Genomic DNA, 24,910 nt, shown 5'->3' with positions numbered 1-24,910 from the left:
ACTGGCAGTGGTTGTCGCTGGTGCTGGCGGCGCCGGTGGTGGTGTACGCGGGCTGGCCGTTCCACAAGGCGGCCTGGACCAACCTGCGGCACGGCACGGCGACGATGGACACGCTGATCTCGATGGGCACGCTGGCCGCGCTCGGCTGGTCGCTGTGGGCGTTGTTCTTCGGCAGCGCGGGCACCCCCGGCATGACCCACCCGTTCGCGTTCACCATTGAGCGCAGCGACGGGTCGGGCAACATCTATCTGGAGACCGCGGCGGCGGTGACGGCGTTCATCCTGGCCGGCCGGTATTTCGAGTCCCGCTCCAAGCGGCGGGCGGGGGCGGCGTTGCGGGCGTTGCTGGAGCTGGGCGCCAAGGAGGTGGAGCTGGCCGACGGCCGGCGCATCCCCACCGGCCAGCTCAAGGTCGGCGACCGCTTCGTGGCCCGGCCGGGCGAGAAGATCGCCACCGACGGCGTCATCCTTGAGGGCTCATCGGCGGTGGACGCCTCGATGCTGACCGGTGAGTCGGTGCCGGTGGAGGTACGCCCCGGGGACGCGGTCACCGGGGCGACGGTGAACGCGGGCGGTCGGCTGATCGTCCGGGCCACCCGGGTGGGCGCGGACACGCAGCTGGCGCAGATGGCCAAGCTGGTGGAGGAGGCGCAGACCGGCAAGGCCGCCGTGCAGCGGCTGGCCGACCGGATCTCGGGCATCTTCGTGCCGATCGTGATCGCGCTGGCGGTCGGGACGCTGGGCTTCTGGCTCGGCACCGGGAACGGGGTGGCGGCGGCGTTCACCGCGGCGGTGGCGGTGTTGATCATCGCCTGCCCGTGCGCGCTGGGCCTGGCCACGCCGACCGCGCTGCTGGTGGGCACCGGGCGAGGCGCCCAGCTCGGCATTTTGATCAAGGGGCCGGAGGTGCTGGAGTCCACCCGCAAGGTCGACACCGTCGTGCTGGACAAGACCGGCACGGTCACCGAGGGCAAGATGACCCTGGTCGCGGTCCACCTCGCCGAGGGGGAGAACCGGGAGGGGGTCCTCAGGCTGGCCGGGGCCTTGGAGCACGCCTCCGAGCACCCGATCGCCCAGGCCATCGCCCGGGCCGCGCAGTCCGACGCGACGGTGGAGGACTTCGCCAACGTCGAGGGGCTGGGCGTGCAGGGGATCGTGGACGGCCACGCGGTGCTGGTCGGCCGGCCCCAGTTGCTGGCGGAATGGTCGCAGCACTTGCCTGTCGAGTTGGAGCGCAAGCTTGCCGACGAGCAGGCCAAGGGCCGCACCGCGGTCGCGGTTGGCTGGGACGGCAAGGCGCGTGCCGTCCTGGTGGTGGCCGATGTCATCAAGCCCACCAGCAAGGAGGCGATCTCCGAGTTGCGGGCGCTCGGTTTGCGGCCGGTGCTGCTGACCGGGGACAACGAGGCGGTGGCCAGGACGGTGGCGGCCGAGGTGGGCATCGATGAGGTGATCGCCGAGGTGCTGCCCGCCGACAAGGTCGAGGTGGTCAAGAAGCTGCAGGCCGAGGGCAGGGTCGTGGCCATGGTCGGCGACGGGGTCAACGACGCCGCCGCGCTGGCCCAGGCCGATCTGGGGCTGGCGATGGGCACCGGCACGGACGCCGCGATCGAGGCCTCGGACCTGACCCTGGTGCGGGGCGACCTGAGGGTGGCCGCCGACGCGCTGCGACTGTCGCGCCGCACGCTGTCCACCATCAAGGGCAACCTGTTCTGGGCGTTCGCCTACAACGTGGCGGCGTTGCCGCTGGCCGCGCTGGGGCTGCTCAACCCGATGATCGCGGGTGCGGCGATGGCGTTCTCCAGCGTGTTCGTGGTGAGCAACAGCCTGCGGCTACGCCGCTTCAAGTAAGGAACCGCCCCCTGTGGCCCGAAGGCGATCACCGCCTTCGGGCCACAGGAGTTCACCCAGGCCTTTCGAGAACGGTCAGATTCCTGAGCTCATGGCGCTGCGTCGGCTCGCCCAGGGCGTGAGCGATACGGCCCAGCTTCTCCTCAGGGAGAGCGTTCTTCCTGGCGATCGGTGAGCGGCCGGTAGCGCTGTGCCAGGCGATGAGCAGCCTGCCACGCGGCCGAGTCACCCGGCGCAACTCACGGATGCCCGCCTCCAGGTCCGGCCACATCGCCACGTTGTTCACCGAGACCACGACGTCGAAGCTGTCGTCGGGAAAGCCCGTGTCCGCCGCGGTGCCGAGCCGCAGTTCGACGTCGCGCCCGCGGTTGTGCCGGGTCGCCTGACGCAGCATCTCGGGCGAGGGGTCGATGCCGCAGACCCGCTCGGCCTCGAGGTGCCGCAGCAGGCCGCCCGGCCCGCATCCGACCTCCAGCACGCTGTCCTGTTTCCCGATGAGCGCCAGGAGCTCGCTCGGATCGTTGAGCCACAGCATGAGTCGCCCTGCCAAACGCCCGAGGATTCCCTGCGGAAGGGCGAACGGAGAGCGGATCGGCTCGTCGTACGCCCAGGACTGGATCTCCTTGGTGGCCATGTCCTCAGCTTCGCGGTTCAAGTCGGGTTGAAGTCAAATGGAAGCATGGAGCTCATATCCATCGGTGAGGCTGCCCGTCGCCTCGGCCTCAACACCTCGGCTCTGCGGTACTACGAGGAACGAGGCCTGGTACGGCCGGCGGCTCGCCATGCCGGAAAGCGGATGTACGGCCGGACCGAGTTGCGCCGCCTCGCACTGGTCGCCCTGATGCAGCGGCTCGGAGTCCGGCTCGACACCGCCGCCGCCGTCCTGGATGAGTCCAGCGAGCAATGGCGGTCAACGGTACGGGACCAGATCGACGAACTGGACGCCTTGATCGAGCGAGCTCAGGGGGCGCGCACGTTCCTCTCGGCAGCGCTGACCTGCCCCGCCGACCGTCCCACGAGCGAGTGCCCGCACCTGGCCGGCGTCCTGGACCGGCTGTTCACCGGCGGAACCTTCGACGAACTCGTCGAAGAGCACTCAGCTGACCTCGATGTCAGGTGTCACGGCGATGATCGGTTGAGACCGCTCTCGTAGGCGAAGATCACGGCTTGAACGCGGTCCCGTAGGTCGAGCTTCATGAGGACTCGCTTGACGTGGGTCCTGATCGTCGATTCCTCGACGACGAGGGCGGCGGCGATCTCGCGGTTGGACAGACCCCTGGCGATGAGGGTGAGGACCTCCCGCTCACGCGGGGTCAGCCCGGCCAGCCTGGACCGGTCCGAGAGGTCGGGAGTCGGCTGCTGGGCCATGCGGTCGACCACGCGCCGGGTGACCGATGGCGACAGCAGGGAGTCGCCGGCGGCGATGGTGTGCACGGCGGCGATGAGCTCTTCGGGGCGGGTGCGTTTGAGCAGGAATCCGGAGGCGCCGGCGCGCAGGGCGCCGAAGATGTAGTCGTCCTGCTCGAACGTGGTGAGGATGAGAACCCGCACTTCAGGGGCGGTTCGCGACAGCTCGCGGGTGGCCATGATGCCGTCCAGGTCTGGCATGCGGACGTCCATGAGGACGACATCGGGCATCAGCCGGGACGCCCGCTCGACCGCTTCCCGCCCCGTCGCGGCCTGCCCGACGATGTCGATCGTGGGGTCGTTGGAGAGCAGCTCGGCGAGGCCGGCCCGCATCAGGTCGTCGTCGTCGCTGATCAGGACCCGAGTCATGGGCGGTGGCCTCCGAAGGGGATGCGGGCGCGTACGCGAAAGGCGTCGTGGGCCTGCTCGACGTCGAGACTACCGCCGAGCAGGGTCGCGCGTTCACGCATGCCGATCAGCCCGTGACCGCCGCTGCGGCGACGGGCACCGTTGGCGGCCACGGGGTTGGTGACAGTGAGTCCGACAGCCGTCTCGCTGAAGGTCAGCTCGACGCGGGCGCTGCCGGCGCCGTGGCGGGCCGCGTTCGTGAGCGCCTCCTGCAGGATCCGGTAGACGGCCTGGTCGGCCGGGCCGCCGAGGGCCGGAGGCGGGCCTGCGGTGTCCAGCGTGATCCGCATCCCTGCCGCCGAGTGGTGCGCGATCAAGCCGTCCACCGACGCGAGTCCGGGTGGTGCTGCGTCGCCCGTGCCTTCCGTACGCAGGGTGCTGACGATCTGGTCGATCTCTCCGACAGTCTGCCGCGCCAGTTCCTCGACGGCCTCCAGCGTCCGGAGCGAGCGGTCAGGATCTTGGTGATGCCGCAGGCGGGCCGCGCCGGCGCGGACGGCTATCACGCTGATGGCGTGGCCCGCCGAGTCGTGCAGGTCGCGGGCGATGCGGGCACGCTCCTCGGCGATGGCGAGCAGCCGCTCGCGCTCGGCCTCGCGCTCGGCGTGCATGGCGCGGGCCCGCAGCTCGGCGATCTGCTCACCCCGCAGCCTGGTCCGCTCGCCGGCGAACCAGGCTACCACCCAGGCCCCGGGCGTGAGGGACAACGCGGCGACGCCCGAGGTGCCGCCGATCGACAGCGCGGTCGCGACCACATGGACGAGGCCCAGGCCGCCGACGACGGCCGTTGTGCGCCAGGTCCAGGGGGCGTGCCGCTCGCGGCCGGCGGTGAGCAAGTAGAGCGCGACGGCGGGACCGAGCGTCAGCGCGGAGCGATAGTCGAGGCCGGAGAGCAACGCGCTCGCGCCGGCGGTCACCGCGAACACGCCGAGCGGGTGTCGCCGCCACAGGAGAAGCGGCAGTGCCGAACAGCACACCAGCGCCAGGGCGATCACATCGATGGCACCGGATCCGGCGCGGGCCGGGTCCATGCCCTGATGGGGGAGGAGCCCGAGTCCGTGGGCGAGCAGTATCAGCGACCCGCTGAGTGCGGCGATCGTGAGCGCGAGGTCGAACAGCGTGCCCCAGAGGGGCCGGGGCGCGAAGAGCCGATGCGCGCTGGTCTTCGGGGACACGGACGTAGACGCTACCCGCGTACGCACGGGCGGGAATCCCCCTGATGGATGAGCCGTGTCAACGCCATGGGGACGCGGAAGTTCTCCCCACGGGGTGAATCGCCGCCTCCGCCACCTCGTGTGGACTGCTCTGCGAGCCACCGAATCACCCGAAAGGACGCAACATGGCCAACTCCAACACAGATGCGGTCCCTGACCGCGGATCGCCCCCGCGCATGCCCCGCTGGGTGAGGACGGCCCTGATCGTCCTCGGCATCCTCGTCCTGTTGTTCGTCGTCGCGCGAGTCACCGGTCTCGGTGGCGAGCACGGGCCCGGACGGCACATGCCGACGGGAACCGGGCTCACCCATCAGCGAGGTGGGGCGTGACCCTGTCGCCTGGCCTCCGCAGGGCCGCGCTCGTCGCTCACGTCACGTGCTCGGTCGGCTGGTTCGGCGCGGTCGCCGCGTACACGGCGCTCGACGTCACGGCGGTGACCAGCCGGCAGGTCGAGACCGTGCGCGGCGCACATCTCGCCATGGATCTGACGGTCTCGTACGTCATCGTCCCGCTGGCCCTGGCGGCCCTGGCCACCGGCCTCATCCAGGCCCTGGGCACCTCATGGGGCTTGATCCGGCACTACTGGGTGCTGGCGAAACTCCTCCTCACAGTCGTCGCCACCGCCGTCCTGCTGGTGGAGGCGCGGACCGTCGCCACCCTGGCGGAGTACGCCGCCTCAAGCCCCGATCCCCGACCGATGCCCGGCACACTGCCGCATTCCATCGGCGGCCTGGCGGTGCTGCTCCTGATCACGGTCCTCTCCATGGTCAAACCGCAGGGCCTGACCCGGTACGGCTGGCGCAAGCAGCAGGAACAGCGCCGCAAGAAGACCATGGCCGCCACGGGATAGCCGTCGGTCGGCGCTCAGTCTCCGGCAGCGGCAGGTCGCGGCAGGCGGAGCCCTTTGAGGGCGAGTGCGTTGACCGCGACGATGAAGCTCGATCCGGACATCGACAGCGCGGCGATCTCCGGCCGCAGCACCAGGCCGAAGGCGGGTTCGAAGACGCCGGCCGCGATCGGCAGCGCGATCGTGTTGTAGCCGATCGCCCAGCCCAGGTTCTGGCGCATCTTGCGTAGCGTGCCGCGGCCGATGGCCAGCGCCGTCGGGACGTCGAGCGGGTCGGAGCGCATGAGCACCACGTCGGCGGTCTCGATGGCGACGTCGGTCCCGGCGCCGATCGCGATGCCGAGATCGGCCTGGGCGAGCGCGGGGGCGTCGTTGACGCCGTCGCCGACCATCGCGACCTTGCGCCCGTCGCGCTGCAGCTCGGCGATCTTGGCGGCCTTGTCACCCGGCAACACTTCGGCGATCACGGTGTCGATGCCGAGCCGGTCGGCGATCCGCCGGGCGGTGGCCTCGTTGTCGCCGGTCAGCATGACGACCTCGACACCGGCTTCGTGCAGCGCGGCGACCGCCGGGGCGGAGCTGTCGCGGGGAGCGTCGGCGATGCCGATCACTCCGACGGCGCGCCCGTCCACGGCGGCGATGACCGCGGTACGCCCGCCCGCGGTCAGTTCCTCACGCCGGGAGGTCAGCGGGCCCAGGTCCACGCCTTCGATCTGCATCAGCTTCGTGTTGCCCACCACGACCCGGCGTCCGTCCACCTGAGCCGTCGCACCGTGACCCGGGACGTTCTCGAACCCGGTGGCCTGCAGGAGGCCCGGAGCGTGCGCGTCGGCGTAGCGGACCACGGCCTCGGCCAGCGGGTGCTCGGACTCCCGCTCGACGGCGGCCACCAGCGGCAGCAGTTCCGCCTCCTCCATCCCGTCGGCGATCACGTCGGTGACCTCCGGCTCGCCCCTGGTCAGGGTGCCGGTCTTATCCATGACCACGGTCTGGATGCGGGCCGCGGTCTCCAGTGCCATGGCGTTCTTGAAGAGCACGCCGCGCTTGGCGCCCAGGCCGGTGCCCACCATGATCGCCGTGGGGGTGGCCAGGCCCAGCGCATCAGGACAGGTGATCACGACGACGGTGATGGCGAACAGCATCGCCGTGCCGGCCGCCGCGCCCGCCAGCAGCCACGCCACCAGCGTCAGCCCGCCGCCGATGAGGGCCACGAAGACGAGCCAGAACGCCGCCCGGTCGGCCAGGCGCTGCCCGGGAGCCTTGGAGTTCTGGGCCTGCTGGACGAGCTTGACGATCTGGGCGAGGGCGGTGTCGGCGCCGACCTTGGTGGCCCGGACGCGCAGGGTGCCGTTCTTGTTGATGGTCGCGCCGACCACCGCGGAACCGGGGGCTTTGTGCACCGGCAGGCTCTCGCCGGTGACCATCGACTCGTCGACCTCGCTCTCGCCCTCCACGACCGCGCCGTCGACGGCGATCTTCGCGCCGGGACGGACGAGCAGGACGTCCCCGGCCACGACCTCGGCGGTGGGGATCTCCACCTGCTCGCCGTCGCGGATCACCACGGCCCTGGGCGGGGCCAGGTCGAGCAGCGCGCGGATCGCGTCGTTGGCGCCGCCCCTGGCCCGCATCTCGAACCAGTGCCCCAGCAGGACGAACGCCGCCAGCACGGTCGCGGCCTCGTAGAACACCTCGCCGCCGCCGGTCAGCGTGATGTACAGCGAGTACAGCCAGCCCGCTCCGATCGCCACGGCGACCAGCACCATCATGTCCAGCGTGCGGGCCCGCAGCGCCCGTACGGCGCCGTCGAAGAAGATCCACGAGGAGTAGAAGATCACCGGCAGGCTGAGCAGCAGCGCCCACACGTCCTCGCGCAGCCCGAACGGCACCGGCACGTCCAGCCCCAGCACCTCGCGCCCGATCGGCGACCAGATCAGGATCGGGACGGACAGCACGGCCGCCACGAGGAACCGGTTGCGCATGTCGGCCACCATGGCCTCCATCGACATGGCGCCATGGCCCCCGTGCCCCATCATCTCGTGCGGCGACGGACCCGCCTGCTCTCCATGCTCGGCAGGGGCCTCCCGGACGGCCGAAGCGACGCCCGGCGGGTCGGGTTCTGCCAGGGGATCGCAGACGTGCGACGGTACGGACTGCCCCGCGCAGTGATAGCCGCATTCCCGCACCCAGCGGCGAAGCTCGGCCAAGGACGTGGCCCTCGGATCGAACACCACGACGGCGGTCTGCCCGACCGGGTTCACCTCGACCTCGATCACTCCAGGGCGGCGGCTCAGGACGGCACGCACCACGTTCTGCTCGGAGGCCCACTGCAGCCCGCTCACGTCGAGAACCGCCGTGCTGCGATCCTTGATGTCCCCGGTCGTCATGGTTCTCCTCCACCCGCCCGGTAGCGATGGATCTATTATTAGCCATAGTAGACGTCGCCTCTCGGGCGCCAGGCGCCGGCCTCAAGGACTCCTGACGGCTACGGGGACCCGCTCCATGACCGCGGACTGGAAAGGGGGACAACCGGCCAAGTCCTCATGATCGCAGTCCAGCGCGCAGTCGATGAGCTCAAGCGACACCTGCGCCTCGGCGATGCACACTTGACTTCATGTCGACATTAAGTCGCATGCTTGCCCACATGTCCAAAGACAACAACGATTCGATGGAATCACTCATCAAGCTGCTCGACGTCGCCGACGCGTTGCCCGGGGCCGTCGCGTTGCGCGCGCGCTCGTACGACCTGCTCGCTCTCCCCGACGGCGCGGCCGTGGTGGACGTCGGCTGCGGCGCGGGCCGCGCGGTCGACGAGCTCGCGGAGCGCGGGATGAGATCGATCGGCGTGGACGTCAGCGAAAAGATGATCGCGGTGGCCCGCCACCGCCGGCCGCATGCGGACTTCCGGATCGGCGACGCTTTCGACCTGCCGCTCGAAGACGGGGAGGTCGCCGGGTATCGAGCCGACAAGGTCTATCACGAGCTCGCCGACGCGGCCAAGGCGCTGGAGGAGGCCAAGCGGGTGCTCGCTCCAGGCGGGCGCATCGTGCTCGTCGGGCAGGACTGGGACGCCTTCGTCATCGACTCCGATGACCCAATGCTCACTCGGGCCATCGTGCACGCCCGCGCCGACCTGATCCCGAACCCCCGCGCGGCCCGCCGCTACCGCAACCTGCTTCTCGACGCGGGCTTCCAGGACGTCCAGGTGGAGGCGCACGTGGGCGTCTTCACCGACACGGCCATGCTGCCCATGCTCACCGGCATCGCGGAGGGAGCGCGCGCCGCCGGAGCCATCACCCACGAACAGGAAAGGGCGTGGGTGAGCGATCAGCGGACGCGCGCCCAAGGGGGGCGCATGTTCCTGGCGCTGCCCGTCTTCGTGGCGTCAGCGTCGCGACCGGGGGAATAGCGTACGCCGCCGTCGCGTGAATCAGGGTCGGCTGCCTCGGTGCGGGAACACCTGCAACGCCGCCTCCAGCGCCGCGGCCTCCTCCACCGTCAGCCGCTCGAGGAAGTGCACCAGGGTGGCGGCCTGGTTGCCGCTGCCCGCCAGCGCGCTGCGCATCAGGTCGGCGGTGTACGCCTCTTTGGAGGCGACGGGTTCGTAGACGTAGGCGCGACCGACGGGCCGGCGCTTGAGCAGGCCCTTGCTGTGCAGCTTGTCCATCACGGTCATCACGGTGGTGTAGGCGATGGTCCGCTCCTGGCGGAGGTCTTCCAAGACGTCTCGTACGGAGGCGGGCCGGCGCCGGGCCCACATCCTGTCCATGATCGTGGATTCGAGTTCGCCGAGGCCGCGCGTCATACCGGCAATGCTACCGGCGATCGTAGTCAGAGCTTTTCGCGTGCTGTGATCGCCCGCTTGAGCTTGATCAGGTCCTTGGGGGAGTTGACGGCGACGGCGCCGACCGGCACGCCGTCCCGCGTGAAGGCCACGGCGAAGCGATCTTCTTCTGGGGATCCGGCGGCGATGCTCGCCGAGTCGGCGCGGAGTCGATCAGGGTGACTTTCCGGCCGAGCTGCCGTGCCGTCGAGGCCGGTTCACGCTGATCATGGTGCACGCGGCCGGCAACGGCGAGCTGGAGGCGCTGTGGAACCTGGTGATCGCCAGGGCGCAGCGCCTCATGATGCTCACCGCCGCCAGCGGGTTCTGGCCGCTGTGGCAGTCCGGCTACGGCGAGACCCTGACCCTGCTGGAGGCCGGCGACCGCGCCGGCGCGCTCCGGCGGTTCGGGCAGATCTTCGTCACCGTGAAGGAGCACCTGGCCGAGGGGACGGCCGGCGGGGTGATCCTCGTAGGTCAGGCGGAGAGCACGAACCCCGCGTAGCCGTCCGCCGTGACCTGGTCGCATTTCTGCCGGTAGGCGCCGACGCCGCCGACGTACGGCATGAACACCCGGGGCTTGCCCGGGATGTTGGCGCCCAGGTACCAGGAGTCGGCCCGCGGGTAGAGGGTGCGGCCGGCGACCTGGTTGACGTGGTCCACCCAGGCGTCCTCGGCCGGCGGGTCGGCGTCGATGGTGGCGATGCCGCGGGCCCGCAGCCGCTGGAGGCAGTCGGCGATCCAGTCGACGTGCTGCTCGATGGAGACCATCATGTTGCTGAGCACGGACGGGCTGCCGGGGCCGGTGATGGTGAACATGTTGGGGAAGCCGGCCGTCATCAGCCCCAGATACGTACGCGGCCCGGCCTCCCACTTGCGCCGCAGCGACAGGCCGCCCTTGCCGGTGATGTCGATGCCGAGCAGCGGGCCGGTCATGGCGTCGTAGCCGGTGGCGTACACGATCATGTCGGCGGCGTATTCGGCGTCGGCGGTGCGCACGCCGGTCGGGGTGATCTCCTCGATCGGCGCGGTACGCACGTCGACCAGGGTCACGTTGGGACGGTTGTAGGTGGCGTAGTAGTCGGTGTCGACGCAGATCCGCTTGGTGCCGATGGGATGGTCCTTGGGCGCCAGCAGCTCGGCCACCCGTGGATCCGTGACGATCTCGCGGATCTTCCCGCGGACGAACTCGGCGCTGATCTCGTTGGCCGCCGGATCGATCGCGGTGTCGCCGTAGGCGCCGAGGAAGGCCACGCCGCCCCTGGCCCAGCGGGTCTCGAACTCCCGCAGCCGCTCCTCCTCCGTCGCCTCCAGTGCCGATCCGGTGTTGGAGGTGCCCATGACGCCGGCGGGGGAGGTGCGCATGCCGGCGCGGAGCTCGGCGTAATTGGCCTTCACCCACTGCGCGTACTCCGGATCCATGGGCCGGTTCCAGGCCGGCAGGCTGTAGTTGGCGGTGCGCTGGAACACCGTCACGTGCTCCGCCTGCTCGGCGATCACCGGGATGGCCTGGATGCCGGAGGAGCCGGTGCCGATGACGGCGACCCGCTGCCCGGTGAAGTCCACGCCCTCGTGCGGCCACCGCCCGGTGTGGTGGCTGGGCCCCTGGAAGGAGCCGGCACCGGGGAAGCCGGGTATCCGGGCCGCCGACAGGCAGCCCACCGCGGTGACGAGGTACGTCGCCGACACGTGGTCGCCGCGGTCGGTCTCCACGCGCCACAGGTTCGCGGTCTCGTCGTAGCCGGCGCGGGTCACCCTGGTCCCGAACTGGATGTCTTCGCGCAGGTCGAAGCGGTCGGCGACATGGTTGGCGTAGAGCAGGATCTCCGGCTGGGACGGGTAGCGCTCGCTCCACTCCCACTCCTGCTGGAGCTCCTCGTCGAAGGAGTAGGAGTACTGCATGCTCTCGACGTCGCAGCGGGCGCCCGGGTAGCGGTTCCAGTACCAGGTGCCGCCGACGCCGTCGCCGGTCTCGAAGACGCGGACGGCCAGGCCCAGGCCGCGCAGCCTGTGCAGCATGTACATGCCGGCGAAGCCCGCGCCGACGACGACGGCGTCGTACCTCATCCCAGGCTCCCGTCGATGGCCTCGGCGACCATGGTGATCGCCTCCGCGCTGCCCGGCAGCACGTTCACCATCGTGAAGAAGACATGCATCTGGCCCTCGAACCGCTTGAACAGCACCGGGACGCCGGCCTCGCGCAGCCGCCGCGCGTACGCCTCGCCCTCGTCCCGCAGCACGTCGTGCTCGGCGGTCAGCACTACGGCCGGCGGCAGGCGCGACAGGTCCCGGGCCCGCAGCGGGGAGACGTCCGGGTTCGCCCGCGTGGCCGGGTCGGGCGCGTAGTGGTCCCAGAACCAGATCATGCTGTCGCGGCTCAGCATGAGCTGGTTGGCAGGGTCGGTGTAGGAGGCGTTGTCCAGGTCGCAGTCGGTCACCGGGTAGACGAGGACCTGCAGCGCGATGGCGGGGCCGCCCTCGTCGCGGCTGCGCTGGGTCACGACGGCCGACAGGTTGCCGCCCGCGCTGTCCCCGGCCACGATGATCGGCAGGTCCGGCTCCTTCGCCGCGGCCCAGCACAGAGCGTCGTAGGCGTCGCGGGCCGCGACGGGGTAGCGGTGCTCGGGGGCGAGCCGGTAGTCGACCAGGACGACGGTGCAGCCCGTCCGGTGCGCCAGCGTCCTGCCCAAGGTGTCGAACTCGTCGAGGGCGCCGATGACCCAGCCGCCGCCGTGGTAGTACACGATCAGCGCTCTCGGGTCCTCGACCGGGACCAGCACGCGCGCGCCGAACGATCCGCCGTCCGCCGCCTGGATCACGGCTTCCTCCACGCGGGCCATCTCCGGGCCCTTGCCGTACAGGTCGCCCAGCGCGCCGCCCATGGCGCGCGCCTCCTCTGGTGTCATCTCGTGCAGCGGCTTGCCGCCCGCTTCGCTCATCTGCTTGAGGAACTGGACCGTCGCGTCGTCAAGGGACATGGAAGGTCACCTCACCAGGGGCTGGAACGTGGCCTCAAGGTAAAATGCAGAATGCATTGCGTCAACGGAGGATAGCCAGCTCCCGCGCGTAATCGCGGGGCCGATCCTGCAGGTCGAGCAGGCGCCGGTGCATCCGCGCGAGCGGTTCCAGCGAGAAGCCGGTGTCCCGCCACGTCTCGAACGTGATGCCGATGCCCAGGTCGACGCAGAACTGCACGTTACGGTCCTCGTGCTCGCCGTACCCCTCCAGGCAGATGATCGGCGTCGCCGCGGTGAACGCGTCGAGGATCGTGCCTCCGCCCAGCTTGGCCATGATCGCCACTGCGCGCCTGGTCAGGTCGAGCGCCTGGTGGTGGTCCTCGGCCTGCTCGTACGCGGGGGGCGCATCGGCGACGATCTCGCCGAAGGGCGGGAAGCCGTCGTCGTGCCAAGGGCTCCAGGAGGGGTCCATCATGAAGCGGCGCGAGCCGGGAGCAAGGTCGGGAGCCTCGCCGACGTCGCGTACCACGAGGTCAAGCGGCAATCCACTGGCGCTCAGCTCCGCGGCCCGCTCCAGGTACGTGCCCATCGACCAGCCGCCGCCGTGCGCCAGGACGCGCCTGTCCCGATCCTCCCAGCGCAGCGGCGGCTCGTTGGTGGCCCTGATCGTCCAGGGGATGTCATTGCCGGCGGAGTCGAACAGCCATACCTCCCGGTGCCTGCTCAGCGACTCGGTCCGGCGGGCGAAGGACGGCGAGTTGGCCGAATCGGCGTGGCACACGTCGACGGGCACCGCCCCGAACTCCTCCGCGTAACCCTCCACGACGGGCAGCCAGAGACCGCTGAAGACGACGAACCGGCGCACCGCGTCGTCATGCCAGCGCTTCTTCACCGATTCGATCAGCATCGGGTCGAAGGCGTCCGACAGGTTGCGGAACAGGCGCTGGCCGACCCGGGCGAGACGGAAGTCCCGCTGGTACGCCTCCTTGCTCGCAGAGATCTTGTCGCGCCGTTCCGGCTGCCAGAACGCCTCGGCCAGGAAGACCTCGCTCGGCGTCCCGAGTTCCTGGAGTCGTCGCCTGAGCAGCAGGCCTGTGACGTGGGCGCCGAGCCCAGGGCCGCCTGTCAGGATCGCGATCATGCCAGGGCGTTGACATGCGACAGGACGAAACCGCAGAAGGCGCGGATGGAGTACAGCCCCTCGATGTCCAGCCGGTCGAAGTCGAGCTCCACGTTGAACCTCTCCTCGACCATGAACAGGAAGTTGATCAGCTGGATGGAGTCCATGCCCAGCTCGCGGATGATGTCCGCGTCGTCGCCGAGCTCCTCCGCGGCCCAGTCGTCGCCCAGGGCCTCGGCCAGCATCGACTTGATCTGCGGCAGGATGTCGTCCATCTGGTTCACACTCCGTTCTCGTAGAGCGATGAGCACTTCGAGCAGACCGGCATCAGGCCCGTCGCGCGCAGTGTGGTGCGCACCCGGCGGAAGGCGGGGCTGTGCCAGACCTCCGCCAGCGTCCCGTCCCTGATGTCCCCGACGATGAACTCGGGGAAGAACTTGCACGAGCTGACCTTGCCGTCGGCGTGCACCTCCAACCGGCTGGAGACCGCCAGGCAGGTGGACTTGCCCGCGACCAGACGGCTGCGGCCGAGCGCGAAGTCGGTGACGTCGTCGAGCGTCACCTCGGGCGTGTAGCGGATCCAGGGCCGCCACACGCGTCCGGCGAGCCTTCTCATCGACTCCCGCAGGACGGCGATGTTCTCCGGTTCGAGGTGGTAGGTGTAGGAGTGCCAGGTGGCCTGCCCGGGCGGGGGCGGCGGGTTGAGCCAGGCGAAGTCGCGAGCGTACACCTCGTCCATCCGCGCGGCGGCCTCGGGAGTGATCCACCAGGGCAACTGGAAGAAGACCGAGTGGAGCTCGAGCTCCTCGGCCCACTCCATGAACTCGTAGAGGCGGCCCGCCGTCGCGTTGCTGACCATGGAGTTCACGGTGACCTCGCCCTTGTACTCCCCGCTCCTGCGCAGGTCGAGCAGGGTCTTGAGGTTGCGCTCCGTCCTGGAGAACGACCTCGGTCCGCGCAGCGCCTCGTGGTCGGCTTCGAGCCCGTCGAGGCTGACCGTCAGGTTGAGGTTGCTGCCGAGCTTGAGCAGGTGCTCCAGGTTGCGCTCGATGAGGAGACCGTTCGTGCAGATGTTGACCTTGCGGGGGTAGCGGAGAAGGAGTTCGACGAGTTCGGGGAGGCGGCGGTACATCAGCGGCTCGCCGCCCCACAGCCAGGTCTTGGGCCTGGTCTCGTCCGTCTCGCGCAGCAGCCGCTCGAGCACCTCGATGTCCAGCTCGGCGGTGACCCGCTCCCTGCTGTAGTCGCGCAGGAAGCCCTGGTCGTTCCACTGGAAGCAGTGATCGCAGCGCAGGTTGCAGGAGTAGGTGAGTTGCAGGCTGAGCTCGCCGGGCAGGTCGGTCGCATAGCCGGGATCGGCTCCGACGCCCCTCTTGGTCCGCGACCGCACCGTGAGCTTGCGCCGGACGTCGGCGAACTCGGTCGGGGTCAGCGTTCTGCTGGATCGATTCTCCGTCAGCTTTCTTTCCACCTTGGTCATCTCCCTGCGCGGTTCAGCGGATCAGCTGTTCGAGGAGCTCTTTCACGACGCGGTCATGGCGGTCGGCATTGTCGAAGCCGCGGGGCTTCTCCTCGATGATCATGATGAGGTAGAGGTAGGTCCGGTAGAGAGCGAGCCGGGTGAGCGCGCTCTCGGTGAGCTCGAGGCGCCCGCCGGCCTGCCGGTAGCCTCGCAGCAGGTCCGGGTCGTGCTCGGCTCTGCCGTACACGTCGAGGGAGACGAAGTCGGCCAGCGGATCCCCCCAGAACGCGCGTTCGTGATCGATCAGCGCCGCGATGCGCGGCGGCCGGCGGTCGAGGTCCAGCAGGATGTTGCCGGGCCACAGATCGAAATGGACGAGGGCGGGCTCGGTGACCTCATCGAGCGCGCCGGCATCGGCCCGTACGGCACGCGCGATCTCGTCGGCCGGCCAGGGAAGGTCGGCGCCGAACCGGACGGCGTCGGCGAGGAGGCCGTCGACCATGGCCAGGAAGGCCTCCTTCCAGGTGGCGGCCCTCATCGAGGGCAGGTGCGGGTAGCCGAACTCCGTCCCCTTGATGCGATGCAGCGCGGCGACGTACTGGCCGAGCGTGGAGCGCAACTGCCCGGACTCCTCCTCGTCCAGCCGTTCGGCCGCCTCCGACCAGGGGATCCCCTCGACCGCGGTCATGATCAGATGCGGTACGGGGTCATCGAGGCAGGCGTGGAGCAGCCGGGGCTGCGGGACGCCGGTTCGTTCGGAGAGGGGGTAGAACAGCGCCTCCGTCCGGATGATGTCCCGCTCGTAGGCGAGGAGTCCGGCGTCGCCGGGAGGGCTCAGCTTGAGGACCACCTCGCGACCGTCGTCCAGCCGGATGCGCCACAGCGTGGCGAACGTACCCGCTCCGAGCTCTCGCGCGGCGACGGCGCGGCGTCCGAGGGCGCGATGGACGAGTCCTTTGACCTCGGCTTCGGGCAGGCGCCTCTTGGTGTGCGCGTCCATCAGTGATCACCGCTGTCCAGCAGCTTGCCCAGCTGATCCAGGCTCCCGAGGACCGCGGACGTCTCCATGCCGAAGTCGATGAGGCAGGCGATCTCGTCGACGCCGATCGCCGCCAGCCGGCGGACCCGTTCCGCCGCGACGTCCAGCTCGCCCAGCAGGCCCGCCTCGTCGAAGAAGCGTTTGACGGCTCTGCGCGTCATGAACTCGACGCCCTTCCGCCCGAGCGCGGCGGGGTCGACGTCGCGCGCAGAGCCCGCGCTGGAGCCGAGGTGCAGGCCGACCGAACTCCGGACGTACGCCGTCAGCGCCTCCCGCACCGCGTCGGTGGGCGGCCCCAGGTAGGTGTGCAGCATCACCACCACGTCGCCGGGCCTGCCGTCGAGTCCCGCACGGTATTCCTTGATCTTGAGCGCCAGCTCGTCGACGCTCTGGTTGAGCAGGTTGGTGAGGACGCCGACGCCGAGGGTGCCGGCCGTACGGAACGTCTCGACGCTGCCGGAGCTCGTCAGCCAGACCGGCAGCTCCGGCTGGACGGGAGGCGGGAAGATGCGGACCGGTTGTTCCTCGCCGACCCCGGTGACGACGGTCGTCTCGTCTCCCCGCCACAACCGGCGGACCTGCTCCAGCGTCTCGACGGTGATGCGGGTCCTGTCGGCGTACGCGTCGGGGTTGAAGGCGAAGTCCACCGCGTGCCACCCGGAGGCGAAGGACACCCCCACCCGCCCGCCGGAGAGGTTGTCGACGACGGCCCAGTCCTCCGCGATGCGGATCGGGTGATGCAGCGGGGCGACCACGCTGCCCGCGCGGATGGCCACGCGTTCGGTGACCGCGGCGACGGCCGCGCCGGTCACCGCGGAGTTCGGATAGAGCCCGCCGAAGGCGTGGAAGTGGCGCTCCGGCGTCCACACGGCCGTGAAGCCGTGCGTGTCCGCGTAGCGTGCCCCCTCCAGGAGCAGCTCGTAGCGGTTGGCGGAAGGTTGCGTGCTGTCGTCGGCGAAGTAGAACAGACTAAAACGCATCGGCTCTTTCTCTTCCGCGGGTCTTCTCCGGAGGCTGGGGTAGCCGGGGGCGGTCGACCTTCCCACTCAAGGTCCGTGGCAGTGCGTCGAGCCAGACGAACACGGTGGGAATGACGCCGGGCGGAAGGTGCTCGCGCAGATGGCGCAGCACCTCCTGCTCCTGGTGGCCGTCATCGGCGACCACGTACGCGCAGAGCTTCTCATCGGCGAGGACGACGTGGGCGTCGTGGACCCCGGGACAGCGCATGAGCACGTTCGCCACGTCGTCGAGCTCGACGCGCACGCCGTTCACCTTGACCTGACGGTCGCGTCTGCCCAGGAGCTCCAGAGAGCCGTCCGGCCGGAACCGCCCGAGGTCGCCCGTCCGGAATCGGTGCGGATCGGACGGGTCGAAGCCTCCCTGTCGCTCCCCGAGGTAGCCGTGGAGCGGGAAGGGCGTGCGCAATTCGATCTCGCCCGACTCCAGGAGCCGCACCGCCACACCGGGGAGCGGCTTGCCGACGGGGATCGGCTCCGCCGTCGCGTCCGCGGCGGTGACCCGGTGGAAGAGCTTGGTCATCGTGGTCTCGGTGGGGCCGTAGAGGTTGATCAGCTCCTTCTCCGTCCCGAAGAGCGCCTGCCAGGAGCGGACGTCGGAGGGGCGCAGCGGTTCTCCCGCCAGCAGGACGGTGCGCAGCTCGCTCAGCGACGCGGGTGTCAGGTTCACCGCTCGGAGAGTGCGGAAGACCGTGGGGACGCAGTGGAGGATCCGCACGCGGTTGCTCTCCAGCCAGTGGGCGAGCCCCTGCCCGCTGCGGGCGCTGAGCGGGGCCACGACCATCGTCCCGCCCGAGCACAGCGGGACGAAGGCGTCGCGCAGGAAGGCGTCGAATCCCGGAGAGGTGAGCGAGGAGACACGCGTTCCCCTGCCCGCGCCCAAGAGGTCGATCTCCCAGGTGATGAAATGCGTGATCGCCGGGAGACTGCCCACGACGCCCTTCGGCCGGCCCGTGGTGCCCGAGGTGAAATAGACGTAGCCGGGGCCGTCCGGCTCGCCGGGGTTCCATCGTGCCGGATCCACCGCGTGATCCCGCACGTCGCGGGCGTCCAGGGTCCGGAACCCTTCCCTGCCGGTCGCGGCCAGGGCCGGCGATCCGGCCCGGTCGACGACGACGGCTCCCGGCCGCAGGTCGTCGATGGCCATGGCCAGCCGCGCGGGCGGCGTCCGTACGTCCACCGGAGCGAACACGCGGCCGGAGGTCATGGCCGCGAGCATCGCGGCGACGGTCTCCACCGGATCGGCGCACACGATGAGCACGGGATCGCCGCCCGGGACGGTGTCGAGTTCCGCCAGGTGTCCCGAGGCCCGGACGGCCAGGTCGTGGTAGGTGGCGGCCCGGTTCCTGGTGTGTATCGCGATGTCCTCGGGATGGGCCTGAACGTTGTGCATCCACCGGCCGACCACGCCGGTCATCGCGGGTGTCCTGTCGTACGGCCCGCGCCTTCCGCCATCACGGGCCGGCTCAGCCAGGCGTCCAGGTCGGTCACGTCGTCCGGGGCCTGATCGCAGAGCACGTAGCGGCGGGGTGTCATCGCGGTGGGCCGGTGGCGCAGCCCCTCCATGCAGAGCGTGTGTGCCTCTTCGGCGGATCGGACCCGCGGGCCATGGGCGAGGAAGGCCACCAGTGGCTCACCCCGGACCTCGGGGAAGACCCGGGCGGGCAGCGGGGTAAGCACCTCGTCCAGGAGCCGCTGCACCTCGCCGACCTGGATCCGGCACGAGTCGACCAGCAGCCAGTCGCCGTCCCGGGGAAGCGGGCCCAGCCCGGTGACCTCGTCCATCCGCGGGCGGCTCAGATCCTCCGAGGCCGCCGACAGGAGGAGGTTCTCGATCGCCAGCAGGATCCGTTCGAGCTCGTCCCTGGGGACCCGGTCCAGGTGACCGGTCCACAGCCGCAGGCGGAGCGTCTCCTCCGCGGCGAACAGGTCGAACCTGAGCATGACATCGGTCTCCGCCATCGGCGTCCAGGTGAGAGCGGTCTCGGCCGGCGCGCTCACAGCCTGCGAGTCGATCCGGCCCACCACGAGATTGTTGAACAAGGGCTCGAAGCAGAAGCGGACACCCCGCCGGTGCTGGGCCTGCTCGGCGAGGTGCGTGCGTTTCTCGACGTCGTAGATGCCGTGCTTGCCCGCCTTCACGGTCGCCAGCCAGGCTTGATGGACGCATTTGTCGAAACTCATGGACTCCAGGTCCATGCTCATGGGGGCCGACTGCACCAGAGTCCCGAGGTAGTCCGCCGACCGGCTGTCGTACCGGTTGCTGGAAAGCGTCAGGAAGTCGCCGGAGGAGTGGCCGGTGCGCTGGGAGAGCACGGTGCAGATCGCGGCCAGGACGATCGCCGGGCGGCCGAACCCGACGCGCGCCTCTGTCCGGGCCAGGGCCGTCGCCGCTGCCTGCGAGCACAGTTCGGCGGCGACCGAGTCGCGCGGGGAGCCCGTGGAGGCAGCCGTGTAGAGGTGGTGCGGCGCCCGGTTCAGCACGCTCTCCCACAGCGTCAGAGCGCTCGCCGTACGGCGCGACAGCGGCGGGCGCCGCTCGGCCCAGGCCTGGTCCAGCGGCTGATGACGGACCTCCCCGATCTCGCGGTCCGCGGGGTGGCGCACCATGTGCGCGAACTCCCGGCCGAAGACGGCGAGGCCGAGGAAATCCGCGGTCAGGTGGGAGAGGTCCATGACGCCGGCGAGGACCGTGCCGCCGCGCGTGGCCAGGGCGACGCGCAGCGGATGCGTCTTGGGGCTGTACGGCGGGCGCGTGTCGAGGAGGGCTCCGAGCTCCGACGCCAACGTGCCGGCCTCGACCGGGCCGGTGCCGGCGTCGAAGCGGTGGATGATCAGCTCACCTGCCGCGGCGACCTGCTGGGCCGGGGGAGGGCCGGCCGCGTACGTGGAGCGCAGCCCTTCGTGGCGGGCCAGCAGGACGGCGAAGGTCTCGGTGACATCGTCCAGATCGGTGCCCTCGGGCAGGTCCAGCACCCACCGCATCCAGCCGTGCGACTCGGGAAAGCCGTCCAGCCAGCGGAGGATGTTCAGCTGGCCGAGGGTCAAGGGCCCTTCACCGGCGCGATCGCCCTGGAAGGAAACGACGATCGGTTCGCACTCCGTCAGCGTGAGCGCGGTGAAGACTTTCGGCATCGACGCAGATCACCCTCGCAGACACGTGCTTCGCGTGGACCGAAGGACCTTACTCCTCTGCATTCCGCCCATCGCGGAGCCCGCCCTGCCGAAACTTTCGGACTGCCCCCGATAAGCTAGCCGGAGCGTATGTGAGCACTTTCTGATCGTCAAGAGTCATCGTCAGCCTTGTCATACGCGGATCGAGGGCGTTGAGCGGGGGCTGCCGTACGGGAAGGCTCCATTGACCGGCCCGCAGAATCGGACATACGCTGCGCAAGATTTCGCGAGAGATTGGAAAGTTTTCATCGGCCTTGCCTGAGGGATGCCCATGCGAGAACGGCTGGACCTGCTGAGGCTCTTCCGCTACGCGGGCCCGGCGGTGTCCATTGCGTTGACCGTGATGGTTCTCATCGATGCGGTGGTGCCCGCGGGCATCGCGCTCGCCGTCCAGGAACTGGTGGCGGTGGACGGCCGATCCGTGCTCGCGCCGGTGCTGCTCATGAGCGGCGTGGTGCTGGCCGGGCAGATAGCGCTGGCGTTCCGGTTCCCCGTGGGGCGGCTGGCGGCCGACCGCATCGACGGCGCGCACCGCACGCGGATCGCCGCCCTGGTGATGGGGGTGCCGACCGTGGACGTGGCCGAGCGGCAGGACGTCCAGGATCGGGTGAAGACGACCACGGCGGAGCCGCGGGACTGGGTGGACAGGACCTCGGGCGACGGCGCCGTGAGCCAGCTGGAGCTGGTCGGCCATGCCGTCGGGCTGGCGGCGTCCTCGGTGGTGCTGGCCTGGTGGTCATGGTGGCTGGTGCCGGCGACGGTCATCCCGGCGGTGTTCTTCCGCATGGTGCACGGCCGCCAGTGGGTCCGGCATTTCCGGATCTGGGTGGAGGGCGTCCTGTACCACCGGCGCTGGAAGTACTGGGGCGAGGTCGCCACCACGCCTGCGGCGGGCCGGGAGCTGCGCGTCTTCGGAGCGAGTGAATGGCTGCTCGGGCACTATACGCGTGACATGCGCACCCACGTGGATCCCGTGTGGGAGGACGATCGGCGGGTGCTGCGCCATCTGTGGCTGGCGCTGCTCCTCCCGCTGGCCGGATGCACCGCGGCCTTCACCTGGGTGGCCCTCGGCACGGCGGCCGGTCAGGGGAGCATCGCCCTGGAGGTGGCCGTGGTCACCGCGGCCTGGTCGGTGTTCAGCGTGGCCATCAGGACCGATGACGTGATCTCCCTGGAAGGGGCCCGGCCGGTCAGACGGGCCGCCGGGGAGCTTGAGCGGATCAACCCCGAGCCGATCCCGCTGCGCGCGCACGCCGAGATCCCCGCGGCTGCGCCGCCGCTGCTGCGCTTCGAGAACGTGCGCTTCAGCTACCCGGGCCGGCAGGTGCTCAACGGCGTCGATCTGGAGATCAGGCCGGGGGAGCTGCTGGCGCTGGTCGGGCTCAACGGAGCGGGCAAGTCGACGCTGACCAAGCTGCTGGCCGGGCTGTACCGGCCCGACTCGGGCAGGATCCTCGCCGACGGGACGGACATCGCCGACCTCCCCGACTGGCAGTCCCGGCTCAGCGTGGTGTTCCAGGACTTCCTGAAATATCCCCTCTCGCTGCGCGACAACATCGCCCTCGGAGCCGCCGACCCCGGCCTGCTCTCCGGCGTCGTCCGGGACGCCGGGCTGGTCCCCGTGGTGAGCCGGCTGTCCGGCGGCTACGACACGCCGCTGTCGCGCAGCCGTACCGCGGGGGTGGACCTGTCGGGCGGCCAGTGGCAGCAGGTCGCGCTCGCCCGCGCGCTGTACGCCACCCGCCGGGGGGCCAGGATCCTGGTGCTGGACGAGCCCACGGCGCACCTGGACGTGCGCACCGAGCACGACCTGTTCCAGCGGCTGTCGGACATCACCGAGGGGATCAGCGTGGTGCTGATCTCGCACCGCCTCTCGACGGTACGGCAGGCGGACCGGATCGTGCTGCTCGACGGCGGCCGGATCACCGAGTCCGGCACGCACGAGGAGCTCATGGCCGAGGGCGGGCAGTACGCCACCATGTACGCGCTGCAAGCCCAGCGCTTCAGCCAGGGATACGACGACCGGCTGGACGAAGGAGATCTCGCGTGAGGGAGTACGCGCGCCTGTGGCGTGAGCTGATCGTGCTGTGCCGGCAGCGCTATCCCGGGTCGACGGCCTTCCTGATCGGCTGGCACGTGGCCTCGACGGTCATGTTCGCGGCCGTGGGGCTGACGCTGCGTGCGCTGGTGGAGGCCACCCAGGCGGGCACCGCCACCGCCATAGGGGTGGCGGCGCTGGCTGCCGCGCTGGTGCTCACCGTCAACCTCGGCGTCGAGCACATCGCCTACCTGCGGACCATCCACCTGGTGGAGCGGATCAGCCTCACCGAGGTGGAACCCCGGATCCTGCGCGCGTGCGCGGAACTGCCGCAGGTGCGACACCTGGAGGAGCCCGAGTTCCTGGACCGGGTCACCACGTTGCGCGGCCAGTCCGGCGCGGTGGTGGACTGGGCGTGGTCGATCCTTCAGGCCGTCGCCGCCACGATCGGACTGCTGGTGGCGCTCGTGGTGCTGGGCGGCGTGAACCCCTGGCTGCTCGCGCTGCTGCCGTGCGCGGCCGTACAGCTGGCCATGGAGCGGCACGGCCGCAAGAAGATCGCAGAAGAGGACCTGCGGTCGGCCGAAGACCTGCGCCTTCATCGGGCCCTGTACGACGACATCTGCGTGAACCCGGCCGCGCTGAAGGAGCTGCGCGTCTACGGCACCGCGGGGGAGGCGCTCAAGCTGCAGGCCGAGGCCTGGGAACGGGTGACGCGCTCGCGCGCCCGCGCCGCCCTGATCGCCGCCGGCTGGTCGTCGGCGGGCTGGCTGGTCTTCGGCGCCGGTTTCACCCTGGCGATCTTCCTGGTCACCGCGACAGGTCGCCCGGGAGACATCATCCTGGCCGTGTCCATGGGCGTGCAGTTCCGCAACGTGGTCGAGCACGCGCTGCACCGATCGATGCAGGTCGGCGGGTACCGCCGGCTGCTGCGGCCGTATTTGTGGCTCATGGAGTACGCCCGCACGCATCGCGACACCGCCGACGCGGCCCCGCCCGCCCGGCTGCACCGCGGGATCGAGCTGCGCAACGTGTCCTTCACCTACCCGGGCACCACCAAGCCCGTCCTCGAGGACCTGTCCGTGCACCTGCCCGCCGGAGCGGTGGTCGCGGTGGTCGGCGAGTACGGTTCCGGCAAGACCACGCTGGTCAAGCTCCTGGCGAAGATGTACGCCCCGGACTCGGGCAGCATCCTCGTCGACGACGTGGAGCTGTCGGCCCTGGACACCGACGGCTGGCGGGCCTCGATGAGCGCCGCCTTCCAGGACTTCGGCCGCTACTGCACCACCTTCGAGGACTCCGTCATGATGGGCGCTGCCGGCGATCTCAACTCCACGGTGCGCACCGCCGACGCCGAGGCGCTGGTCTCGCGCCTGCCCGACGGTCCCGCCACCGAGCTCGGCCGGCGCTTCGGCGGGATCGAGCTGTCGGAGGGCCAGTGGCAGAAGGTGGCGCTCGCCCGCTCCGGCGTACGGGCCCGGCCCCTGCTGTTCGTCCTGGACGAGCCCACCGCGTCCCTGGACGCCCCGAGCGAGCACGCCATCTTCAGCCGCTACGCGCAGCGTTCCCGCGAACTCGCGGCCTTGAACGGAGCGATCAGCGTCATCGTCTCCCACCGTTTCTCCACCGTGGCCGACGCCGACCTCATTCTGGTGATGGCCGCCGGAAAGCTGGTGGAGTCCGGCAGACATGACGAACTGCTCACCCGGAACGGCATTTACGCGGACCTCTACGGCATTCACGCGGCCGCGCACGCCTGAGCTTCTTCAGGAGCGGTAATAGCGGTCGATGACGCGTCGATAGTAGGTCGGCGAGAATCCCATCCGGGCCGTCGAAGGCGCGTGTTGCGTCATTCGTTTCGTCGACACGTTGTAGTCATTGGCCGGGATGTCCACATAGACCTTGGTGACGGCCCGGCCGGACAGTGTCATCAGATAGGAGACGATTTCCTCGGCGGTCACCGGATGGCCTGAGGCGATATTGACCGTCGCGCCATGAAGATCGCCGGACAGGAGTTCCGCGGTGATGGCCACGAGGTCCGCGACGTCGACGAGATCGCGGCGCGCGCCCCGGTAGACGGTCACAGCGCCGTCGATGACCTGGGAAAACAGTGCGGGTAGCAGCTGGTGCCGCCGTTGGTGTGGTCCGACGACCTCCGTCACCCGGAGGATGAGATGATCCACTCCGGACGCTCGTATCACGTCCTCCATCTCCGCCTTGTGGCGCCCGTACGCGGTGGTGGGGTGAACCGGGTCCTCCTCCGAACAGGGTGATCCGTCGCCGTTTCCGTAGAGATGCGCCGACGCGGTGGAGAAGTAGAGGAGCCGGCGGCGCTTCACCCTGCCTATGACCTCGTGGAGCAGATCGGCTTCCCGATGAAACTCCGTCGCTTCGGTGGTGGTCGACCGTGACACCCCGGCGGCGAACACCACCACATCATCCATCGCCGGCAGAGAATTCACGAAAGCCCGGGCAATCATTCCATCGCCGACAACCTCCATGAAAGCTATTCTCGTATAAAGGTAAGCATTCGGGGAGGATTTGCGGCGTTATTTCCC

The 24,910-nt window shown here is 70.0% G+C and carries 24 protein-coding genes; 8 read left to right on the top strand and 16 right to left on the bottom strand.

The genetic code is table 11. The features are described from left to right. Nucleotides 1-1,850 (top strand): copper-translocating P-type ATPase (locus ACIBI9_RS31960; protein ID WP_397227307.1); only part of this gene is annotated, 1,850 nt, incomplete at its 5' end. Between the two features lie 52 nt (nucleotides 1,851-1,902). On the opposite strand, the gene ACIBI9_RS31955 is transcribed toward ACIBI9_RS31960, so the two are convergent. Beyond that, entirely contained in the window at nucleotides 1,903-2,484 is a 582-nt protein-coding gene (locus tag ACIBI9_RS31955; RefSeq protein WP_397227305.1) for a class I SAM-dependent methyltransferase, read from the bottom strand. Between the two features lie 45 nt (nucleotides 2,485-2,529). On the opposite strand from ACIBI9_RS31955, the gene ACIBI9_RS31950 reads away from it, so the two are divergent. Then, nucleotides 2,530-3,003, top strand: a complete 474-nt coding sequence (locus tag ACIBI9_RS31950; RefSeq protein ID WP_397227303.1) for a MerR family transcriptional regulator — start codon at nucleotides 2,530-2,532, stop codon at nucleotides 3,001-3,003. On the opposite strand, the gene ACIBI9_RS31945 is transcribed toward ACIBI9_RS31950, so the two are convergent. Beyond that, nucleotides 2,970-3,626 (bottom strand): response regulator, encoded by a 657-nt coding sequence (locus ACIBI9_RS31945; RefSeq protein WP_397227301.1) that lies wholly within the window; start codon nucleotides 3,624-3,626, stop codon nucleotides 2,970-2,972. The genes ACIBI9_RS31950 and ACIBI9_RS31945 overlap by 34 nt on opposite strands. Then, nucleotides 3,623-4,840: a sensor histidine kinase gene (locus ACIBI9_RS31940; RefSeq protein WP_397227299.1), complete on the bottom strand. Its 1,218-nt coding sequence runs from the start codon at nucleotides 4,838-4,840 to the stop codon at nucleotides 3,623-3,625. Before ACIBI9_RS31940 ends, ACIBI9_RS31945 begins: the two co-directional genes overlap by 4 nt. A 227-nt stretch (nucleotides 4,841-5,067) precedes the next feature. Between ACIBI9_RS31940 and ACIBI9_RS31935 the strand changes: the two genes are divergently transcribed. Then, nucleotides 5,068-5,208 (top strand): hypothetical protein, encoded by a 141-nt coding sequence (locus ACIBI9_RS31935; protein WP_397227297.1) that lies wholly within the window; start codon nucleotides 5,068-5,070, stop codon nucleotides 5,206-5,208. Further along, nucleotides 5,205-5,729 carry a hypothetical protein gene (locus ACIBI9_RS31930; protein WP_397227295.1) on the top strand — a complete coding sequence of 175 codons (525 nt, stop codon included), beginning with the start codon at nucleotides 5,205-5,207 and terminating at the stop codon, nucleotides 5,727-5,729. Before ACIBI9_RS31935 ends, ACIBI9_RS31930 begins: the two co-directional genes overlap by 4 nt. A gap of 14 nt (nucleotides 5,730-5,743) precedes the next feature. Here the strand turns inward: ACIBI9_RS31930 and ACIBI9_RS31925 are convergent, their stop codons facing one another. Further along, the gene (locus tag ACIBI9_RS31925; RefSeq protein WP_397227293.1) at nucleotides 5,744-8,110 is read right to left on the bottom strand and encodes a heavy metal translocating P-type ATPase; all 2,367 of its coding nucleotides are present in this window, start codon (nucleotides 8,108-8,110) and stop codon (nucleotides 5,744-5,746) included. Between the two features lie 257 nt (nucleotides 8,111-8,367). Here ACIBI9_RS31925 and ACIBI9_RS31920 point away from each other — a divergent pair, with 257 nt between their 5' ends. Further along, nucleotides 8,368-9,132 (top strand): methyltransferase domain-containing protein, encoded by a 765-nt coding sequence (locus ACIBI9_RS31920; RefSeq protein WP_397227291.1) that lies wholly within the window; start codon nucleotides 8,368-8,370, stop codon nucleotides 9,130-9,132. 21 nt (nucleotides 9,133-9,153) lie between these two features. Here ACIBI9_RS31920 and ACIBI9_RS31915 read toward each other — a convergent pair whose 3' ends face one another. Together ACIBI9_RS31915 and ACIBI9_RS31910 are read right to left on the bottom strand one after the other, a co-directional pair. Then, nucleotides 9,154-9,528, bottom strand: a complete 375-nt coding sequence (locus ACIBI9_RS31915) for a BlaI/MecI/CopY family transcriptional regulator (RefSeq protein WP_397227289.1) — start codon at nucleotides 9,526-9,528, stop codon at nucleotides 9,154-9,156. 26 nt (nucleotides 9,529-9,554) lie between these two features. Further along, entirely contained in the window at nucleotides 9,555-9,695 is a 141-nt protein-coding gene (locus ACIBI9_RS31910; protein ID WP_397227327.1) for an oxidoreductase C-terminal domain-containing protein, read from the bottom strand. 80 nt (nucleotides 9,696-9,775) lie between these two features. On the opposite strand from ACIBI9_RS31910, the gene ACIBI9_RS31905 reads away from it, so the two are divergent. After that, entirely contained in the window at nucleotides 9,776-10,051 is a 276-nt protein-coding gene (locus ACIBI9_RS31905) for a hypothetical protein (protein ID WP_397227287.1), read from the top strand. Here the strand turns inward: ACIBI9_RS31905 and ACIBI9_RS31900 are convergent. The 9 genes from ACIBI9_RS31900 to ACIBI9_RS31860 all read right to left on the bottom strand — a co-directional run bounded on the left by ACIBI9_RS31900 (nucleotide 10,024) and on the right by ACIBI9_RS31860 (nucleotide 20,275). After that, nucleotides 10,024-11,613, bottom strand: coding sequence for a flavin-containing monooxygenase (locus tag ACIBI9_RS31900; RefSeq protein WP_397227285.1), 1,590 nt, complete (start codon nucleotides 11,611-11,613; stop codon nucleotides 10,024-10,026). The two genes, ACIBI9_RS31905 and ACIBI9_RS31900, sit on opposite strands and share 28 nt — an antisense overlap. After that, the gene (locus ACIBI9_RS31895) at nucleotides 11,610-12,524 is read right to left on the bottom strand and encodes an alpha/beta hydrolase (protein WP_397227283.1); all 915 of its coding nucleotides are present in this window, start codon (nucleotides 12,522-12,524) and stop codon (nucleotides 11,610-11,612) included. The genes ACIBI9_RS31900 and ACIBI9_RS31895 overlap by 4 nt, the downstream gene beginning before the upstream one ends. 61 nt (nucleotides 12,525-12,585) lie before the next feature. Then, complete coding sequence (locus tag ACIBI9_RS31890; RefSeq protein WP_397227281.1) at nucleotides 12,586-13,644, bottom strand: hypothetical protein; 1,059 nt, start codon at nucleotides 13,642-13,644, stop codon at nucleotides 12,586-12,588. Beyond that, the gene (locus ACIBI9_RS31885; protein ID WP_397227279.1) at nucleotides 13,641-13,898 is read right to left on the bottom strand and encodes an acyl carrier protein; all 258 of its coding nucleotides are present in this window, start codon (nucleotides 13,896-13,898) and stop codon (nucleotides 13,641-13,643) included. Before ACIBI9_RS31885 ends, ACIBI9_RS31890 begins: the two co-directional genes overlap by 4 nt. Before the next feature lie 5 nt (nucleotides 13,899-13,903). Then, nucleotides 13,904-15,094: a radical SAM protein gene (locus ACIBI9_RS31880; RefSeq protein ID WP_397227277.1), complete on the bottom strand. Its 1,191-nt coding sequence runs from the start codon at nucleotides 15,092-15,094 to the stop codon at nucleotides 13,904-13,906. A 22-nt stretch (nucleotides 15,095-15,116) separates the two neighbouring features. Next, a complete protein-coding gene (locus ACIBI9_RS31875; RefSeq protein ID WP_397227275.1) occupies nucleotides 15,117-16,085 on the bottom strand; it encodes a phosphotransferase family protein in 969 nt (322 codons plus the stop codon). After that, the gene (locus ACIBI9_RS31870; RefSeq protein WP_397227273.1) at nucleotides 16,085-17,104 is read right to left on the bottom strand and encodes a MupA/Atu3671 family FMN-dependent luciferase-like monooxygenase; all 1,020 of its coding nucleotides are present in this window, start codon (nucleotides 17,102-17,104) and stop codon (nucleotides 16,085-16,087) included. Before ACIBI9_RS31870 ends, ACIBI9_RS31875 begins: the two co-directional genes overlap by 1 nt. Next, nucleotides 17,094-18,557, bottom strand: coding sequence for an AMP-binding protein (locus tag ACIBI9_RS31865; protein WP_397227271.1), 1,464 nt, complete (start codon nucleotides 18,555-18,557; stop codon nucleotides 17,094-17,096). Before ACIBI9_RS31865 ends, ACIBI9_RS31870 begins: the two co-directional genes overlap by 11 nt. Continuing rightward, nucleotides 18,554-20,275: a condensation domain-containing protein gene (locus ACIBI9_RS31860; RefSeq protein ID WP_397227269.1), complete on the bottom strand. Its 1,722-nt coding sequence runs from the start codon at nucleotides 20,273-20,275 to the stop codon at nucleotides 18,554-18,556. Before ACIBI9_RS31860 ends, ACIBI9_RS31865 begins: the two co-directional genes overlap by 4 nt. A gap of 310 nt (nucleotides 20,276-20,585) precedes the next feature. On the opposite strand from ACIBI9_RS31860, the gene ACIBI9_RS31855 reads away from it, so the two are divergent. Together ACIBI9_RS31855 and ACIBI9_RS31850 are read left to right on the top strand one after the other, a co-directional pair. Then, entirely contained in the window at nucleotides 20,586-22,364 is a 1,779-nt protein-coding gene (locus ACIBI9_RS31855) for an ABC transporter ATP-binding protein (RefSeq protein WP_397227267.1), read from the top strand. Then, nucleotides 22,361-24,112 carry an ATP-binding cassette domain-containing protein gene (locus ACIBI9_RS31850; RefSeq protein ID WP_397227265.1) on the top strand — a complete coding sequence of 584 codons (1,752 nt, stop codon included), beginning with the start codon at nucleotides 22,361-22,363 and terminating at the stop codon, nucleotides 24,110-24,112. The genes ACIBI9_RS31855 and ACIBI9_RS31850 overlap by 4 nt, the downstream gene beginning before the upstream one ends. Nucleotides 24,113-24,118: 6 nt before the next feature. Here ACIBI9_RS31850 and ACIBI9_RS31845 read toward each other — a convergent pair whose 3' ends face one another. Continuing rightward, complete coding sequence (locus ACIBI9_RS31845; protein ID WP_397227263.1) at nucleotides 24,119-24,853, bottom strand: NAD-dependent epimerase/dehydratase family protein; 735 nt, start codon at nucleotides 24,851-24,853, stop codon at nucleotides 24,119-24,121. Nucleotides 24,854-24,910: the final 57 nt, after the last annotated feature.

The sequence above is a fragment of the Nonomuraea sp. NPDC050451 genome (assembly GCF_044458585.1).
This window is presented reverse-complemented; position numbering and strand designations above follow the sequence as displayed.

What these genes read in the sequence shown, in the direction of transcription:
- ACIBI9_RS31905 (WP_397227287.1), top strand. Translation starts at nt 9,776, where the DNA reads ATGGTGCACGCGGCCGGCAACGGCGAGCTGGAGGCGCTGTGGAACCTG.
- ACIBI9_RS31920 (WP_397227291.1), top strand. Translation starts at nt 8,368, where the DNA reads ATGTCCAAAGACAACAACGATTCGATGGAATCACTCATCAAGCTGCTC.
- ACIBI9_RS31900 (WP_397227285.1), bottom strand. Translation starts at nt 11,613, where the DNA reads ATGAGGTACGACGCCGTCGTCGTCGGCGCGGGCTTCGCCGGCATGTAC.
- ACIBI9_RS31945 (WP_397227301.1), bottom strand. Translation starts at nt 3,626, where the DNA reads ATGACTCGGGTCCTGATCAGCGACGACGACGACCTGATGCGGGCCGGC.
- ACIBI9_RS31895 (WP_397227283.1), bottom strand. Translation starts at nt 12,524, where the DNA reads ATGTCCCTTGACGACGCGACGGTCCAGTTCCTCAAGCAGATGAGCGAA.
- ACIBI9_RS31915 (WP_397227289.1), bottom strand. Translation starts at nt 9,528, where the DNA reads ATGACGCGCGGCCTCGGCGAACTCGAATCCACGATCATGGACAGGATG.
- ACIBI9_RS31860 (WP_397227269.1), bottom strand. Translation starts at nt 20,275, where the DNA reads ATGCCGAAAGTCTTCACCGCGCTCACGCTGACGGAGTGCGAACCGATC.
- ACIBI9_RS31885 (WP_397227279.1), bottom strand. Translation starts at nt 13,898, where the DNA reads ATGGACGACATCCTGCCGCAGATCAAGTCGATGCTGGCCGAGGCCCTG.
- ACIBI9_RS31925 (WP_397227293.1), bottom strand. Translation starts at nt 8,110, where the DNA reads ATGACGACCGGGGACATCAAGGATCGCAGCACGGCGGTTCTCGACGTG.
- ACIBI9_RS31865 (WP_397227271.1), bottom strand. Translation starts at nt 18,557, where the DNA reads ATGACCGGCGTGGTCGGCCGGTGGATGCACAACGTTCAGGCCCATCCC.
- ACIBI9_RS31950 (WP_397227303.1), top strand. Translation starts at nt 2,530, where the DNA reads ATGGAGCTCATATCCATCGGTGAGGCTGCCCGTCGCCTCGGCCTCAAC.
- ACIBI9_RS31855 (WP_397227267.1), top strand. Translation starts at nt 20,586, where the DNA reads ATGCGAGAACGGCTGGACCTGCTGAGGCTCTTCCGCTACGCGGGCCCG.
- ACIBI9_RS31890 (WP_397227281.1), bottom strand. Translation starts at nt 13,644, where the DNA reads ATGATCGCGATCCTGACAGGCGGCCCTGGGCTCGGCGCCCACGTCACA.
- ACIBI9_RS31875 (WP_397227275.1), bottom strand. Translation starts at nt 16,085, where the DNA reads ATGGACGCGCACACCAAGAGGCGCCTGCCCGAAGCCGAGGTCAAAGGA.
- ACIBI9_RS31845 (WP_397227263.1), bottom strand. Translation starts at nt 24,853, where the DNA reads ATGGAGGTTGTCGGCGATGGAATGATTGCCCGGGCTTTCGTGAATTCT.
- ACIBI9_RS31870 (WP_397227273.1), bottom strand. Translation starts at nt 17,104, where the DNA reads ATGCGTTTTAGTCTGTTCTACTTCGCCGACGACAGCACGCAACCTTCC.
- ACIBI9_RS31955 (WP_397227305.1), bottom strand. Translation starts at nt 2,484, where the DNA reads ATGGCCACCAAGGAGATCCAGTCCTGGGCGTACGACGAGCCGATCCGC.